This is a genomic window from Ottowia pentelensis (genome assembly GCF_964341695.1).
Genome location: NZ_OZ224513.1, coordinates 1,435,095 through 1,450,899, shown reverse-complemented (window position 1 = coordinate 1,450,899; position 15,805 = coordinate 1,435,095). Strand labels below are relative to the sequence as shown.

General features: G+C 68.7%; 13 protein-coding genes. 2 read left to right on the top strand and 11 right to left on the bottom strand.

All coding sequences use genetic code 11. The annotated features are described in order from the left end of the window. Positions 1 to 12: 12 nt before the first annotated feature. The 10 genes from ACWHMB_RS06995 to ACWHMB_RS06950 all read right to left on the bottom strand — a co-directional run bounded on the left by ACWHMB_RS06995 (position 13) and on the right by ACWHMB_RS06950 (position 11,929). The gene (locus ACWHMB_RS06995; protein WP_377480542.1) at positions 13 to 1,365 is read right to left on the bottom strand and encodes an ATP-binding protein; all 1,353 of its coding nucleotides are present in this window, start codon (positions 1,363 to 1,365) and stop codon (positions 13 to 15) included. Next, the gene (locus ACWHMB_RS06990) at positions 1,362 to 2,027 is read right to left on the bottom strand and encodes a response regulator transcription factor (RefSeq protein WP_377480545.1); all 666 of its coding nucleotides are present in this window, start codon (positions 2,025 to 2,027) and stop codon (positions 1,362 to 1,364) included. The genes ACWHMB_RS06995 and ACWHMB_RS06990 overlap by 4 nt, the downstream gene beginning before the upstream one ends. A gap of 4 nt (positions 2,028 to 2,031) precedes the next feature. Next, positions 2,032 to 2,604: a DedA family protein gene (locus ACWHMB_RS06985; RefSeq protein WP_377480548.1), complete on the bottom strand. Its 573-nt coding sequence runs from the start codon at positions 2,602 to 2,604 to the stop codon at positions 2,032 to 2,034. 82 nt (positions 2,605 to 2,686) lie between these two features. After that, complete coding sequence (locus ACWHMB_RS06980) at positions 2,687 to 3,130, bottom strand: hypothetical protein (RefSeq protein WP_377480551.1); 444 nt, start codon at positions 3,128 to 3,130, stop codon at positions 2,687 to 2,689. A 56-nt stretch (positions 3,131 to 3,186) separates the two neighbouring features. Further along, complete coding sequence (locus ACWHMB_RS06975; RefSeq protein ID WP_377480555.1) at positions 3,187 to 4,797, bottom strand: ArnT family glycosyltransferase; 1,611 nt, start codon at positions 4,795 to 4,797, stop codon at positions 3,187 to 3,189. Between the two features lie 34 nt (positions 4,798 to 4,831). Further along, positions 4,832 to 5,632: a COG4705 family protein gene (locus ACWHMB_RS06970; RefSeq protein ID WP_377480558.1), complete on the bottom strand. Its 801-nt coding sequence runs from the start codon at positions 5,630 to 5,632 to the stop codon at positions 4,832 to 4,834. A 118-nt stretch (positions 5,633 to 5,750) separates the two neighbouring features. After that, entirely contained in the window at positions 5,751 to 8,828 is a 3,078-nt protein-coding gene (locus tag ACWHMB_RS06965) for an efflux RND transporter permease subunit (protein ID WP_377480562.1), read from the bottom strand. Next, positions 8,825 to 9,838 carry an efflux RND transporter periplasmic adaptor subunit gene (locus ACWHMB_RS06960; RefSeq protein WP_377614707.1) on the bottom strand — a complete coding sequence of 338 codons (1,014 nt, stop codon included), beginning with the start codon at positions 9,836 to 9,838 and terminating at the stop codon, positions 8,825 to 8,827. Before ACWHMB_RS06960 ends, ACWHMB_RS06965 begins: the two co-directional genes overlap by 4 nt. 44 nt (positions 9,839 to 9,882) lie before the next feature. Next, complete coding sequence (locus tag ACWHMB_RS06955) at positions 9,883 to 11,310, bottom strand: TolC family protein (protein WP_377480567.1); 1,428 nt, start codon at positions 11,308 to 11,310, stop codon at positions 9,883 to 9,885. 34 nt (positions 11,311 to 11,344) lie between these two features. After that, on the bottom strand, positions 11,345 to 11,929 hold the full coding sequence (locus ACWHMB_RS06950; protein WP_293226115.1) for a phosphatase PAP2 family protein: 585 nt from the start codon (positions 11,927 to 11,929) through the stop codon (positions 11,345 to 11,347). A 203-nt stretch (positions 11,930 to 12,132) separates the two neighbouring features. Between ACWHMB_RS06950 and ACWHMB_RS06945 the strand changes: the two genes are divergently transcribed. After that, positions 12,133 to 14,496 (top strand): cytochrome P450/oxidoreductase, encoded by a 2,364-nt coding sequence (locus ACWHMB_RS06945; protein WP_377480570.1) that lies wholly within the window; start codon positions 12,133 to 12,135, stop codon positions 14,494 to 14,496. Between the two features lie 42 nt (positions 14,497 to 14,538). On the opposite strand, the gene ACWHMB_RS06940 is transcribed toward ACWHMB_RS06945, so the two are convergent. Then, positions 14,539 to 14,841 carry a PepSY domain-containing protein gene (locus ACWHMB_RS06940; protein ID WP_293226120.1) on the bottom strand — a complete coding sequence of 101 codons (303 nt, stop codon included), beginning with the start codon at positions 14,839 to 14,841 and terminating at the stop codon, positions 14,539 to 14,541. Positions 14,842 to 15,095: 254 nt separating this feature from the next. On the opposite strand from ACWHMB_RS06940, the gene ACWHMB_RS06935 reads away from it, so the two are divergent. After that, positions 15,096 to 15,782, top strand: coding sequence for an FCD domain-containing protein (locus ACWHMB_RS06935; protein WP_377480573.1), 687 nt, complete (start codon positions 15,096 to 15,098; stop codon positions 15,780 to 15,782). The last annotated feature ends 23 nt before the right edge of the window (positions 15,783 to 15,805 follow it).

Sequence of the window (15,805 nt, the reverse complement as noted above, 5' to 3'; positions counted from 1 at the left end):
ACAGTTATTCGACTACCGCAATGGAGCCTCGCCGTGGGCCGGCAGCAGCACCCGCACCAGCAAGCCGGCCGGCACGGCCGGGTCGGCATCGTCGAGCGACACCCGCGCCCCCAGGCGCTGGGCGATGGCCTGCACGATGGCCAGGCCCAGGCCCGAGCCGGCCTGCTCGTTGCCCGGGGTGCGGTAGAAGGGATCGAACACGCGCTCGCGCTCGGCCGGCGCGATGCCGGGGCCGCTGTCCTGAATGCGCAGCAGCACGCCTTCGGGCCGGGACTCGACCGACAGGTCGACCCGCCCACCGGCCGGGGTGTAGCGAATGGCGTTGTCGACCAGGTTCTTGACGAGGGTCAGCAGGTCCAGCTCGCTGGCCGGCACCCGCGCATCGCCCTCGCCGGCCACGCCCACATCGATCTGCCGCGCCTCGGCCAGTGGCAGCAGGTCCTGCAGCACGCGCCGGAACACGGCCTGCATCGACACACCGGCGGCCGGCGGCTCAGCTCGTTGCTGCGCCCGCGCCAGCGACAGCAGCTGCTCCAGCAGTGCGCGGCCGCGCTCGATGCCCTGGCGCAGCACCGCCAGGCGCTCGCGCGCCAGCTCGGACATGGGCGCCTGCTGCAGGCGCTCGGCCTGCAGGGACAGGGCGGTCAGCGGCGAGCGCAACTCGTGCGCGGCGTCGGCCACGAAGCGGCGCTGGCCGTCCAGCGTTTGTGCCACGCGGCCCAGCAGGCGGTTGATGGCCCGCACGAAGGGGCGCACCTCGGCCGGCAGGTTGTGGTCCGCGATCGGCTGCAAATCGCCCTCGCCGCGCCGGTCGATGGCCTCGGCCAGCCGCACCACGGGCCGAAACATGCGCCGCACCAGGCTCACCACCACGAACAGCAGGATCGGCACCAGCACCGCGAACGGCAGCACCGTGCGCAGCGCGCTGCCCTGCGCGATGTCGTCGCGAAAGTCGGCTTCCTGCGCCACCACGATGCGCATGCCGCCGGCCGAGGTCTTGACCAGCACGCGAAAGCTTTCGCCCGACAGCATCATGGTGTGCAGGCCGTCGGGCGTGGTCACCGGCACGGGCAGCGGGCCGCCCTGGTCGATCGTCAGGCTCCTGGGGTTGTCCTGACCCAGTACCTGCACGTACAGGCGTGAGGCATCGTCATGGTCCTCGAAGTGGCCATCGGCCAGGGCCGGCACCGCCGCGTTCGTGCCGCGCCCCTGCGTCAGCGTAGCCACCTGGCGCAGCACGTCGTCCTGCAGCTCCTGCGCCTCGTCGTATGCCGCCGCGAACGAGAGCACGCCGGCCACCAGCGCCACCCCGGCGATGGTGCCCAGCAGCGCCAGCGACAGCTTGCGCTGCAGCGACGCGTTCAAACGCCCTTGGAAACCATCCATCCCACGCCCCGCACGTTCTTGATGACTTCGCTGCCCAGCTTGCGCCGCAGCGCATGGATCAGGTATTCGACCGCATTGCTCTCCACCTCCTCGCCCCAGCCGTAGATGCGGTCTTCCAGCTCGCCGCGCGAGAGGATGGCCCCCGGGCGCAGCAGCAGCGCCTGCAACAGGGAGAACTCGCGACTCGACAACTGCACCGCCGCCGCGCCCGCGACGCCCGCCTCGCGCGTGGCCGGGTCCAGCGACACCACGCCATTGCCCAGCACCGGCGCCGCCTGCCCGCCCCGGCGCCGCAGCACGGCGCGCATGCGGGCCAGCAGCTCGGCCATCTCGAAGGGTTTGAGCACGTAGTCGTCGGCGCCGCCGTCCAGTCCGCGCAGGCGGTCATGAAGGCCGTCGCGTGCGGTGATGATGAGCACCGGCACCGGGTTGCCGCGGGCGCGCAGGGCCTGCAGCACGGCCAGGCCGTCCTTGCCGGGCAGCCCCAGGTCCAGCAGCACCAGGTCGTAGTGCTGCGCGGCCAGCGTGGCCAGCGCCGTCTGGCCGTTCTTGACCCAGTCGGCCGCGTAGGACGCGTCCTTGAGCGAGCCCTGGACGGCCTCACCGATCATGAGGTCGTCTTCCACCAACAGCACCCGCATCGCTTCATTCCTCCCGTGTCGCGCGCAAGGCCAGCTTGCGGCGCGACCAAAGCCACCACAGGCCCACGCCCAGTAGCAGGGCGCCCACCCACAGCAGTTCGTCGGCGTCCACGCCGCCCAGCATCCGCGCCGCCGCCTGGCCAAAGCCATAACCCACGCCGGCCACGATGATCGCCCAGACGATGGCGCCAGCCAGGTTGAGCAGCAAGAAGCGCAGCCAGGGTACGCCGCTCATGCCGATGGCGATCGGCCCCGCGACGCGCAGGCCGTACAGAAAACGCACCGCCAGGATCACCGGCGTGTGGTGGCGCTCCAGCAGCTCACGCGCCCGCGCCGTGCGCGCATGCAGCGACGGCCAGCGCGCCAGCAGCCGGCTGCCGTGGCGCCGCCCGAGCCAAAAGAACAGCTGGTCGCCGGCAAAGCTCGCCAGCGTGGCCACCGCGATCACGGTGGGCAGTACCAAGTGGCCCCGGCTGGCCGTGGCGCCCGCCAGCAGCAGCACGGTCTCGCCTTCCAGAAAGGTGCCCACGGCCACTGCCAGGTAGCCGTAGTGCTGGATCAGTTCAGGAACGTTCACAAGCCAGGACTCCCCCATCCCCTGCGCCGGCAGCGTCGGGCCCGCCGAGGATAGCGCGCATGACCGAGCGAAGCGGCGCCGTTCACGCCTTGCCGGCCATGCCGTCGATGGTGTTCAGCAAGGCCGTCAAGGCCTGCTTGCAGTCGGCCGCGTTCGGCGGGTCGGCGCGCAGCGCCTTCAGCGCCCGGTCGATGGCCTTGTCCATCCCATGCCAGTCGTCGGCAGCGCGCGGCTTCAGCCCCGCCTCGGCCGCGTCCCAAGCGACTTCGAGATCCTTGATGCGCGTCTTGGCCGCCGCCAGGTCGCCCCGGTCGACGATGGTCGCGACGTCGGCGGCAATGGCCCGAAACGATGACAGGTCGCCCAGCGCCGAAGCGGCCCTGGCCTGGGGCGCCGCACGCGGCTGCCCCGCAGTGGGCGGCGGCAGCGGCGGCTCGACCGATTTGGAGCAGCCAGCGGCCGCCAACAGCAGAGCCAGCATCGAGCCGGCGGCCAAGCAACGGAGCGACAGGGTTGACGAAGACATGACAGGTTTCCTTTCTGATGGGAAAAATCAATGCTTGAAGGCGCCGTCCACGCCGCTCAACGCGTAGCGACCGGCCGCTCGGATGCCGGCAGCGGCGACGATCGATACAGCGTCCAGGCACGGCCGCGGTCCACCAAGCGCCAGGCATCCGCAATCGGCGGATCGCGCGGACCGGGCCGGTTCGGCGCCAGCAGCCATCGCCCTGGCACGTGCGCCTCTTGCTGCAGGGCATCCGGCGTGCGCAGCACCTCGGCCGCCAGGGCCGGTTCAAAGCCGCCGGCGTCGAGCAGTACCCGGCGCCAGGTGTCGCCCTCTTTCGCACGCAGGCGCGGCCAGTCCTGCACCACCACCAGCGGCGAGCGCAGGCGGGCGACGAAGGGCAGATCGAAGGGGTAGTCGCCGGTCACCAGAACGACGTCGCCGGGCGCCAGCCGCGTGCGCAATTCGAGCGCCACGTCGCGCGCCATGCCCTCGCGCCGCTGCACGTGCGGATAGGCCACGGTCAGCCCGACGCTGAACAGCACCGGCAGCAGGGCCAACGCGGCCAGCCACGCCCGCGCGGTGCGGCGCCCGTCCATCAGCCGGTGCCAACCCAGCGCGGCCAGCACCGCCAGCGGCGGCAGGGCCGGAAAGATATAGCCGATCAGCTTGGACTGCGGAATGCTGAAAAACAGCAGGATCACGGCCAGCCAGATCCAGCACAGCGCGACCCACGGATCCTTGCCAGTGCGCGCTGTCATGGCGCGCCGCGTACGCAGCCGCGCCCAGCCTTCCAGCCCGGCGAACACGCTCCAGGGCGCCAGCAGCAGCGCGATGCCAACCCCATAGAACCACCAGGGCTGCGCGTTGTTGAAGCCGGTGCCGAGGTAGCGCGAGAACTGCTGCACGCCGAAGAGGTAGGCCAGCGCGCCGGGAAACTGGCGCCCGATCACCACGAACCAGGGCAGCGCCACCCCAAAAAAGACCACCAGCCCACGCACCCACGGCAGGCGCCAGACCCGACGCCACTGGCGCGTCCAGCTCACCCACGCCAGCATCACCAGCGCCGGCAGCGCCACGCCGATCAGCCCCTTGGTCAGCACGCCCAGCGCGCAGGCCAGGAAACCCAGGCAGGCCCAGCCGGCGTGCGGCGCTTGCCGATCGGGAAACGAAAACGCGCGCGCGAACGACCAGATCGCCACGCTGATCCAGGTCGCCACGCCCATGTCGTGGTTGACATAGGGGGCGCCGATCAACATCGCGCCGCTGGCGCCCAGCATGAAGGCCGCGCGCCCGGCCACCGCCGCGCCCAGCAGCTGGCGCACCACGATGAAGCCGAACCACACCATCAGCAAGCCCAGCAGCACGCCCGGCAGGCGCACCGCCCAGGGGTGGACGCCGAACACCGCCAGGCTGGCCGCCTGCAGCCAGTGCGTGAGCGGCGGCTTGTGAAAGAACGGCAGGCCGTTCAGGCGCGGGACCAGCCAGTCGCCCGACACCAGCATCCAGCGGCTGACCTCGGCGTAGCGCCCCTCGTCCGGCACCGACAGCGGGCGCGCCGCCGACAGCGCCAGCAGCAACACCGCGAGCGCGCCGAACCACAGCCCGGCACGGCGCGTGTCCAGCGCACGCTGCGCACCGTCCGCCCGTGGCTCGGCGGTGCCCGTTCCCATCGGCTTGGCGCTCATGGCTTGCCTCGCTTGGATCACCGATTCGAGCGCATCAACGGACGGCATTGGAGCGGTCGAGCGTCCGCTCCAGGTCGCGGTCGCTCACGGTGTACTGCTCCACGCCGACCAAGGCGACGATCACGGACAGGAACAGCACGCTGGTCCAGGTGGCACCCATGCCCAGGCCGCCATAGGCCTTGGCCTGGGTCAGCAGGTCACCCAGCGCGGCGCCGAAGGGGCGCGTGAGGATGTAGGCGATCCAGAAGGTCAGCACGGCGTTGCCGCCCAGGCGCCAGGCCAGATAGCTCAGTCCGATCAACATGCCGAAGGCGACGGCGCCGCGGGTGAAGCCCAGGTGCAGGGCTTCGGTCGCCAGGTCGCCGGCGGCCGTGCCCAGCGCGAAGGTGCAGAGGATGGCGGCCCAGTAGAACAGCTCGCGCCGCCGCGTGACGATGTCGTGGATCGACAGCGTGCCTTCCACCCGGTACCAGACGGCAAAGACGATCGCCAGCAAGAGCGCGAACACCGGCGTGCTGACGTAGAGGCTGACGCCCAGCCGATCGGTGAACAGGTCGGTGATCTGCGTGCCCACCACGCTCACCAGCACCACCGTGAGCCAGTAGATCCAGGGCGTGTAGCGAGGGGTGCGCAGCTGCCAGATCAGGGCCGCGACCAGCAGCGTGGCCATCAGGGCGCGCGTCATGCCCTGGCCCAGGCCGGCGTTGACGGCCAGATAGTCGGCCCCGGTCTCGCCGACCGTGGTGCACATAATCTTGACGATCCAGAACGACAGGGTGATCGCCGGGACCTTGATGAACCAGTCCTCGTCCATCGTGATGGGCAGCGTTTTCATGGAGTTCCTCCGGTAGCAGTGAAGAAACTCCAGCTTGCGCCGCCCGACTTAGCCCAGCCATAGGCGTGGCGGCGTAGCGGGCAGGGTTCGCGCAGGGCAAGCCAGCACGCCTGCTGTTTCACTCCAGTGAGTTTTCGGCACGCTTGGGCCGCAGCGTCAGCCCGATCAGCACCGGCATCACCAGCAGCACCAGCGGCAACTGCACCAGGGCGCCGGCGATGATGGCGATGGCGAGCGGCTGCAGCATCTGGTCGCCCGAGCCACTGATGGCCGCGCCGATCGGGATCAGCGCCAGGATCATCGCGAGCGTGCTCATCAGGATCGGGCGCAGGCGGTTCAGCGCCGCGGCCTTGACGGCCTCGCGGGCCTCCATGGTCTGGCGCAGCGTCTGGTATTCGGACACCAGGAAAATCGCCATCTCGGTCGCGATGCCGATGATCATCACCATGCCCATCATGGCCGTGATGTTGAGTTCCACGTGCGTCAGCCACAGGCCCACGAACACCGCGCCGGTCGAGAGCAGCGAAGTCCCCATGATGATGAGCGGCAGCAGCAGGCTGCGGTAGAGGAACATCAGCAGCACGATCTCGGCCACCACGGCGGCGACGAAGACGCGCAGCATGCCGCGCGCCGCCTGCTGCTGCTGCTGGTAGGCCCCGCCCAGCGTGTAGCTGACGCCGGGCGGGATCAGGCCGGGCTCGGCCAGCAGCGTTTTCACGCCGGCGATGGTGGAGCCCAGATCCAGCGAGCCGTTGGTTTGCGCCGTGACGGCGACGATCTGCTGCAGGTTGTCGCGCGTGAGCTGGGGCTCGCCGGAAACGAAGGTGGTGGTGGCGACGGAGTGCAGCGGAAAGATCGCGCCGTTGGCGCCCTGGATTGGCAGATCGCCCAAGCGCTCGCGGTAGATCGGGTCGTGCGGTGCGGCGAGCTTGAGGCGCACGCCAATGTCCTGGTGCGCGCCGAGGTAGCGCGTGACCACGGTGCCGTCGAGATAGCCCGAGACCTGCGCCTGCACCTCGGCGGTCGTCATGCCTTTCAGTGCTGCGGCGGTCGGATCGACGTGGATTTCGATCGCGTCGCCCGCCGGCACCACGCCGCTGTCCACCGAGGACGCCTGGACGCCTTTCGCCTTGGCCAGCGCATCGGCCACTTTTTGCGCCACGCTGCCCAGCCTGTCGGGATTGACGGCACTGAGCTGGATCACCACCGGCTGACGCCGGCCGAGCATGTCGCCGATCATGTCGCCCATGAGCTGGTGCGTGTCGAAGTCCACGCCGGGCACGAGCCGCGTGATCTTGCCCGAGACGTCGTCCATCACGGACCAGATGTCGGGCCGTTTGCCGGGGTCGACCAGGCGCACGACGAAGTCGCCCTGATAGGTTTCCACGAAATCACCGCCAAAGCCTGCACCGGTTCGGCGTGAATAGCTCGCGACGTGGGGGTTTGCCTTGAGGATGCCTTCGATCTGCGCCAGTTCCCGGTCCGTCTCGGCCAGCGAGGTGCTGGGCGCTGCGCGGTAGTCGAGCACGAAGCCACCCTCGTCCATCTTGGGCAGGAAGCCGGTGCCGACGTGCTGGTAACCGAAGTACCCTGCGGCAGCCAGCAGCAGGAAGCCCGCCACGATCAGCCACGGCCAGCGAAACAGTCGGTCGAGCGCGCGCGCATGCACGCAGTGCGACCAGGTTTCCTTGCCATGGCCGGGGTCGGTCCAGCGGCTGAAATCGACCAGGCCGCGCGCGAGCAGCGGCACCACGAACACGGTGAACAGAAACGAAATGATCAGCGCCGCTGCCATGGTGAGCGACAGGAACTTGAAGAACGACCCGGTCACGCCCGAGAGGAAGGCAAGCGGGATGAAGATCACGATGGTGGCCAGCGACGAGCCCATCATGGGCGCGAGGAATTCGCGCGCCGCATCCAAAACCCCGGCTTTCGGATCGGCCACGCCCGGCTGCGCCACGCGTCGCGCGATCTGCTCGATCATCACGATCACGTCGTCGATCAGCAGGCCGATCGCCGCCGCCACACCGCCCAGCGTCATGATGTTGATCGTCATGCCGAGCAGCCAAAGCACCAGCACGGCGCACAGCACCGACATCGGCACCACGATCATCGCCACCAGCGTCATGCGCCAGTTGCGCAGGAACCAGAGCAGCACACCCGCGGCGAACACCAGGCCGATGGCAATCGCTTCTTCCAGCGCGGCGATCGAGGAACGCACGAGCTGCGTCTGGTCGTACCACTTGTCGAGGTGGATGGAAGGCGGCTGCGTTTTCATGAAGGTCGACAGCCTGGCGTCGATCTCCTTGGCCAGCGCCAGCGAATTGGCTTGGCCCTGCTGGAACACGCTGAAGTTGACCGAGGGCTTGCCATTGGTCTTGACCAGCAGCCACTCCGGCACCGCGCCCATCTGGATGGTCGCGACTTGCGACAGGGGAATCACCGCGCCCTTGGGCGTGCGCAGCGTGATGCTCCGGACCGAATCGACCGACGTGAACGCATCGTTTCCCACGGCCAGGTACAGAAGGCTGTTGTCCTCGATGCGGCCCACCGCCTGCAGCGTGTTGCTGCTGGCCAGCGCCCTGGCGACGTCGGGCAGGGTCAAGCCATACTGCTGCAGCACCTGCGGCGCCACCACCACCTGCACCTCGGGCGTGTGCCCGCCCAGCACGCCGATGCGACGCACGCCCGGAATGCCCGTCAAGAGCGGCAGAATCTGGTTCTGCGCGACGGCGCGCAGCTCGGACTGCGGGACCTGGTCGGACGTCAGCGCATAGGAGATGAACGGCATCACCGCGTTCGGGCTCATCTGCAGTGCGTCGTAAGAGGTGCCGGGTGGCAGATTGGGCAGTGTTTGAGCAAACGCGCTGTCCAGGCTCAGCAGCGCCCGGTTCATGTCCGAGCCCCAGGGGAAGTCCACGAAGATCTGCGCCGAGCCGCGCGAGGTCGTGGAGGTCACACTGACGGCGCCGGGTACAGCCCGCGCCGCGGCTTCGAGCGGCTGGGTGACGTCGATCAGCATCTGCCGGGCGGGCATGCTGCCGGCGTTCACGTTGACGCGGATGCGCGGAAAGTCGATCAGCGGGAACAGGCCGATCGGCAGGCTGGCCGCGGCGTAAAGGCCCGCCAGCGTCAGCACGAACGAAACGACCAGCACCGGCAGGCGGTGCGCTTGCAGCCAGGCGGTGAAGCTCATCGGGCGCTCGCCGCAGAGTCGTTGGCGGTCTTGCCGCCCAGCCGTACGGCCATGCCATCGTCGAGCTGGTAGTTACCGCTGAGCACCAGCGGCTGATCGGCCTTCAAGGCGGTGCCGCGAACCACGTTCTCATCGCCTTGCGCGCCGAGCACCTCGACCGCCACCCGGCGTGCCCTGCCACTTTCGACCTGGACTACGTAAGGCTTGCCCTCGGGGTTGACCAGCACCGCGGCATGCGGCACCACGTAGCCCTCGGTTTGCCCCACGGCAATCACCGCCTGCGCGCTTTCGCCGGCGAAGAGCGGGTTGGCCGGCACCGCGATGTCGATGGGAACCAGCCCCGTGCCGGGGTCGATGCTCGCGCCGCGGCGTGCCACCTTGCCCACGACCCGATGCAGGCCGTCAAGCGACGCCACCTGCACCGGATTGCCGGGCGCCACCAGCCGCGCCTGCGGCGGCGTGACGTTCACGCGCAAGGTCAAGTCCTCCGCCTTGGCGATTTCGAGCAAGGCCGCGCCGGCGGCGACCAGCGCGCCGCGTGTCACCGAGACCTTGGTAACGATGGCGTGGAATGGCGCGCGCACCGTGCTGGCCCCGGCCGCGCCCTGGGCTTTCAGCGCGTCCAGCGCCGCCTGGGCATCGGAGCGCGCTTTGCGCGCCGCATCGAGCTGCTGGGCGGTGGCCAGGTGCTGCGCCAGCATGTCGCGCGTGCGCGCCAGCGCCAGTTCGGCATCGCGCAACGCCGATTGCGCGACGCTGTAGCTGGCCGCGGTTTGCGCGTCGGGCACGAGCTGCAGCAGCGGCGCTCCCGCCGGCACCTCCTCGCCGGCGCGCACGTGAATGGCGCCCACCGCTTCGGACGTGCGCGCGCTGATGACTTGCGTGGCCGAAGGCGGCGACAGCATGCTGCCCCAGGCGGTGACGGTTCGCGGCAGGCTGCCGGCCTTGAGCGGTGCGACGTTCGCCAGCACGCTGGGCGCGCCGCCTTCGGCCGCGATGGCCGGCGCCATGGCGCTGCATGCGAGCGCCGCAGCGAGAACAAGGGTCTGGATTCTCATGATTCGTGTGCGTTGTCCAAAGGGGCCAGGCGGGTTTGCGGCAGACCGAGGCCCAGTTCCAGTTCGAGGCCGACTTGCGCCTCGCCAGCCGCGCGCTCGAGGTCGATCACCGTCAGGCGACGCGCAAGCACCGTGGATGCGTAGTCGGTGAGCGCGCGTGCGTCGAGGTTGCCGGCGGCAAACGCCGCGCGCGCCGTGGCGGCCTGCGCCTCGGCCGTGGCCGCATCCTGTTGCGCGCCGACGAGTTGCGTGGCCACCACGGCCATGCGAGTTCGCAGTGCGCGGATGGTGGATTCGGTGGCATCGAGGCGAACCTGGTACTGCTCGCGCAGCAGCAGGCGCGTGGCCCGGCTGAGCGCGATCTGATCCTGGTTGCGCTTGAAGATGGGCACATCGAACGTCACCGTGGGTCCGGCGGTCCGTACCTTGGACGTGTCCATGCCCCAGGTACCACCCAGCACCAGCGCCGGAAACTGGCCGAGGATGGCACTGCGCACGCCCTCGTCGGCCGCGCGGTAGCCGAGCTGCAGCGCCACCAGGTCCGGCCGGCGCCTGGACACGCTCGCAGCCAGTGCGTCCACGTCATCGGACGCCTGCCTGGCTGCTGGCGCCGCAATGGCAAAGCGCGCCGACGGCACGAGGCCCAGCAGCGCATTCAGGTCGGCCCAGTTCTTCAGTTGCTGCAGTTTCAGCGTGGCGACGGACTGCGCGAGTGCAGCCCGGGATGCAAGCAGCGGCGTGAGATCGGGCAGCGTGGCATTGTTCTGTTCGACCGCCCGCTGCATCTCGCCCGCCGTGCGCGTCAGCAGGTTGAGCTGGGTGCGGCTGAAACGAAGCGACTGGTCGGTCCAGTAGATTCCCACCGCCAACAGACGCGCCTTTTGCGCCACCTGCCATTCCTTCCAGAGCAGGTCGGCATTGACCTGCTCCACATGCGTCTTGGCCGCGGCGACGCGGCTCTTGTAGGTCACCAGCGAAGCCACGTCCTGCGCCAGCGACGCCGTCCAGGCCCCCGCGATGCCGGGGCCGCCCAGCAGCGCCGCATAGCCCAGGCTCATGGATGGGTTGGGAATGAGGCCGCTTTGCACCACGCCGGCCTGCGCCACGGCGAACTCGCCGCGCTCGGTGCGCAGCTCAGGCGCATTCAGGATGGCGAGCAGGCCGACCTGCCGGGGGTCAAGCGGCTGCTGGACATCGATGGCTTTCGATACTTCATGCGTCGCCGTGGCCGGCAGTGAATGGTGAAGCTCGCCGACGCCATTCATCAGTTGCGCGCGTTCGGGCAGTGGCAGCGGTTGATAGCTGGCGCAGCCCCCCACCAGCAGCGCGCATGCCCATGCACAGACCAAAAAGACGGGATGGTTCATCGTCATTGGCCTTCCTCGAACGGGCCACGGTTGGCCCAGGGATGTCCGTGGCGGCACCCAATCTTCATGGACATCGACTGCAGCGCGATCCTCATGGCTCGATGACCTCGCTGGCCTTGTCGTCTTGGGGAACCACCGAGTCGCCCACGGCACCTTGATTCGCAATCGCGTTGGCGATGAACTGGACCACCAGCGCGATGACCGTTCCCAAGGCCCAGCCCGCCATGACGTCGAACGGAAAGTGCAGGCCCAGAGCGATGCGGCTCCAGCCCACCACCAAGGCAAGAGCGACAAACAACACGCGCCACCACGGCCTGACCGGGACCATCGCGGCCATGACGGCCCAGGCTGCCGCCACCGTGGCATGCGAGCTTGGAAAGCCCGGGTCCGGACTGTGCGGCAGCCATTGCACGCCAAGTCCCAGCGCGGCGGGCCGCGGCATGGTGAAGCCGTATTTCAGCAAGCGTGACGCGGCGGCGGCAACGGCCACCGCAAGCAGCGTGCGCAGCGCCCGCCCACGCCAAGGCTCGCGGCCGATCAGCAGCGCGGTGATCGTCGCGACCACCAGATACGGCAGCCATTGCTGGCTGGCCATCTGCGCCAGCCTGAGCACCCAATCCGGTGCCGATGGGCTCAGGTTGAGCCACAGAAAAAGTGCTTGATCAAGTTCCGTCATGGCGGGCCTTCTTTTCCCTATCGGCGGATTCGATCCTTCCGGACATGCAGGTTCCGCCCGTGCTGAACATGCGCGCCGCAGTGTGGGCGAAGAAACTTAGCCTTGCCATAGGAAAGGCGATGCATCGCGAGCCTTCGGGTGCAAACCGAACACAATGCCGCCACGACGGCCGACAATGCCAACCGAAACTTGGAGCGACGTTCATGCCAGAGCCATCCCGCCCATCCGCGACCCGAGCCTGCCCCGTGGCGCACGACCATGAGCCGCAGGCCGATGCGCCCGCTTGCCCGTTCGATGAGCGGGCGACCGCCTTCGACCCCTACACCGATGCCTACATGGCCAACCCCTCCGAGCTGGTGCGCTGGTCGCGCGAGGAGCAGCCGGTGTTCTACAGCCCCAGGCTGGGCTATTGGGTGCTCACGCGATACGAATCCATCAAGGCCGTGTTTCGCGATCCGCACACCTACAGCCCCTCGATCGCGCTCGAATCCACGGAGCCGCCGACCGAGGAGGCGCTGGCCATCCTCAAGTCCTACGGCTACGCCCTCAACCGCACGCTGGTCAACGAGGACGAGCCCATGCACATGGCGCGCCGCCGCGCGCTGATGGCCCCCTTCACGCCCGAGCATCTGCGCCAGCACGAACCCATGGTGCGCCGCCTGGTGAGCGAGGCCATCGACGGTTTCATCGACGCCGGAGAGGCCGATTTGTTCAGGCGCCTGACCTGGCATGTGCCGTTTTCCGTCGCGCTGCACTTTCTGGGCATCGACGACGACGAAGATCACGAAAAGATGCATGAATTCGCCATCGCGCACACCAAGAACGCCTTCGGCCGCGCCACGCCCGAAGAACGCATCGAGGTGGCACACACGGTGGGCAAGTTCTGGCAGCTGTCGGGCGAAATCCTGGAGAAGATGCGCCGCACGCCCGAAGGTCCGGGCTGGATGCGCTACTCCATCCGCCAGCAAAAGCACCACCCCGAGGTGGTGACCGACTCCTATCTGCACTCCATGATGATGGCCATCATCGTGGCCGCGCACGAATCGACCTCCTTTGCCGCCGCCAACGCCATCCGCCTGCTGCTGGAGCACCGCAGCGTGTGGGACGAGATTTGCGAAGATCCTTCGCTGATCTCGCCCGCCATCGAGGAATGCCTGCGCCACGACGGACCAATCGCCTCGTGGCGCCGGCGCACCACGCGCGACGTGGTGATCGAAGGCGTTCCCATTCCGGCCGGCGCACGCCTGCTGCTGGTGGTGCATTCGGCCAACCACGACGCGCGCCAGTTCAGCGACCCGGATCTGTTCGACATCCGCCGCAGCAACGTGATCGACCAGCTGTCCTTCGGCTTCGGCGTGCACCAGTGCCTGGGCAAGAACATCGCACGCATGGAAATGCAGATCATGATCGGCGAGCTGACGCGCCGCCTGCCGCACATGCAACTGGTGCCGCAAGAATTCGACTACGTGCACAACCTCGCGTTTCGCGGCCCGCAGAACCTGCACGTGCGCTGGAACCCGGCGCACAACCCCGAGCGGCGCGACCCCGACGTGCGCCATTGGGCGCAGGCCGTGCACCTGGGCGGCCCCATGGCCAGCGCCATGGTGCGCAAGCTGCGCGTGCTGGCGGCCGACACCCTGGCCACCGACCCCGACATCGTGCGCCTGCGCTTGGTCGCCGCCGACGGCAGCGCCCTGCCCCGCTGGACGCCTGGGGCGCACATCGACATCGAGTGCGGCGACACCGGCCTGTCACGCCAGTATTCGCTGTGCGGCGATCTGGACAACGTGCATGAATGGGAAGTGGCGGTGCAGCACGACGCCGCCAGCCGCGGCGGCTCGGCCTGGATCCACCGCTACGCCACGGCCGGCGCGCCGCTGCGCGTGCGCGGGCCGCGCAACCACTTCCACCTGGATGAAGACGGCCGCCAGCGCCTGATCCTGATCGCGGGCGGCATCGGCATCACCCCCGTCATGGCCATGGCCCAGCGCGCGCGCGCCACCGGGCGCGACTACGTGCTGCACTACAGCGCCGCCTCGCGCACGCGCGCGGCCTATGCCGATGCGTTGCAGGCCCTGCACGGCGAGCGCCTGCAACTGCACCTGAGCGACGCAGGCAGGCGCTGCGACTTCGCCGCCCTGCTGGCGCAGCCACGGGCCGACACGCACATCTATGCCTGCGGCCCGCAGCGCCTGCTGGACGCCCTGCAGCAAGCCGTGGCACGGGCCGGCTGGCCGGCCGACGCGCTGCACGTGGAGCATTTCGAGAACAACGCGCCCAAGCTGGACCCCGCACACGAGCGCGCCTTCGAGGTCGAACTGCGCACCGCCGGTCTGACCCTGCACGTGCCGGCCGACCGGACGGTGCTGGAGGTGCTGCACGCCCACAACGTGGACGTGCAGTCCGACTGCGAGGAAGGCCTGTGCGGTACCTGCGAGGTGGCCGTGGCCGAAGGCGACATCGAGCACCGCGACAGCGTGCTCAGCCCGGCCGAGCGCGCCAAGGGCGACCGCATGATGAGCTGCTGCTCACGCGCCCGAACGGGGCGCCTGGTGCTCGATCTGTGACGTTCGATCTCCAATCGGGCAGCCGCACCGAAACGTTCGCCATCAGTCGAGCTTGTCTTCGCGCGACGAGATCACGGTGCCCTTGTCGGCATCGACCCTGACGTCGAACACCTTGCTGCCGCTGACGACCTCGACCTCATAGACCGGGCCCTGCTTGCCGTGCTCGAACTCGGCCTTGGTCGCCTTGCCGGCGGCGTGTTGCTCTGCCGCGGTGATGGCCTGCGTCAGTGAAACCTTGGCGTTGGCGGCAGCCAGCGCGTCGTTCTCGGCGCCAGCGGCAAAGGCCGTGGCGGCGGTGCCGGCGACAAGGAATGCCGCGAGGATGGGTTTGATGCAAGAGCTCATGCTGTATCTCCAAAAGCACGCAGGGATTTGCGTGATGGGGAGCGTAAGAAGGCGGACTTAGCCCACCCTGAGCCGCTGCCGGCCGCCGACGGCGCTGACCCGGCTTGCGCTTCGACACGCAAACAAGCGTTCCGCACCACCTTGATTTGATCGAGCCCGATTTATATACGATGAATTTCAATACGTATGATATTTATTGACATGGATGATGTTTTAGGGAATCATCCGCAGCGGATTTGATGGACGCCACACCCATGTCAGCCCTCGCCCATGCCCAAGCAGCCACGCGCAGCAGCAGCGATGTCGCGCGCAGCGTGCGCGCCGACATCCTCTCGGGTGCACGCAAGCCGGGTGAGCGGGTGCCGCTGGACGGGCTGAAGGCGGCACTCGGGGTCTCGCTCAGCCCGATCCGCGAGGGGCTGTCGCAGCTCGTGGCCGAAGGCCTGCTGATCCCGGCGGGCCAGCGCGGCTACCGCGTCGCCCCGGTGAGCGTGGCCGAATACCAGGACATCATGGGTCGGCGCATCGATCTGGAATGCATGGCGCTGGCCGCGTCGATTGCGCGCGGCGGCGAAGACTGGGAGGTGGCGCTGGTTGCGGCCTTCCAGCGCCTGATGAATTTCGAGTCCAAGCGCTGGTTGGCGGACGAGCTGGGTGCGTGGGAGCAGCGCCACGCGGCGTTTCACCAGACTCTGATCAGCGCTTGCGGCTCACCCATCCTGCTGGGCTTTTGCGCGCAGTTGCATGACATGGCCGACCGTTACCGGCGCGTACTCATGAGCACGCACGAACCGGACCGCGACGTGAGCGTCGAACACCAGGCCATGTACCAGGCCGCACTCGCGCACGACGCGCCACGGGCCTGCGCCGTCTTGCGCGAGCACATCGAGCGCACCGGGCAAACGGTGCTGCGGATGATGGGTGAGCGCACTGCCTCATGAACCCGCCGTCGACGGAGACCCCG

Excerpts from the sequence above, each read along its gene's own strand:
- ACWHMB_RS06970 (WP_377480558.1), bottom strand. The coding sequence starts at position 5,632 with ATGAAAACGCTGCCCATCACGATGGACGAGGACTGGTTCATCAAGGTC.
- ACWHMB_RS06935 (WP_377480573.1), top strand. The coding sequence starts at position 15,096 with ATGTCAGCCCTCGCCCATGCCCAAGCAGCCACGCGCAGCAGCAGCGAT.
- ACWHMB_RS06950 (WP_293226115.1), bottom strand. The coding sequence starts at position 11,929 with ATGACGGAACTTGATCAAGCACTTTTTCTGTGGCTCAACCTGAGCCCA.
- ACWHMB_RS06960 (WP_377614707.1), bottom strand. The coding sequence starts at position 9,838 with ATGGCGCCGGCCATCGCGGCCGAAGGCGGCGCGCCCAGCGTGCTGGCG.
- ACWHMB_RS06990 (WP_377480545.1), bottom strand. The coding sequence starts at position 2,027 with ATGCGGGTGCTGTTGGTGGAAGACGACCTCATGATCGGTGAGGCCGTC.
- ACWHMB_RS06975 (WP_377480555.1), bottom strand. The coding sequence starts at position 4,797 with ATGAGCGCCAAGCCGATGGGAACGGGCACCGCCGAGCCACGGGCGGAC.
- ACWHMB_RS06940 (WP_293226120.1), bottom strand. The coding sequence starts at position 14,841 with ATGAGCTCTTGCATCAAACCCATCCTCGCGGCATTCCTTGTCGCCGGC.
- ACWHMB_RS06965 (WP_377480562.1), bottom strand. The coding sequence starts at position 8,828 with ATGAGCTTCACCGCCTGGCTGCAAGCGCACCGCCTGCCGGTGCTGGTC.
- ACWHMB_RS06980 (WP_377480551.1), bottom strand. The coding sequence starts at position 3,130 with ATGTCTTCGTCAACCCTGTCGCTCCGTTGCTTGGCCGCCGGCTCGATG.
- ACWHMB_RS06945 (WP_377480570.1), top strand. The coding sequence starts at position 12,133 with ATGCCAGAGCCATCCCGCCCATCCGCGACCCGAGCCTGCCCCGTGGCG.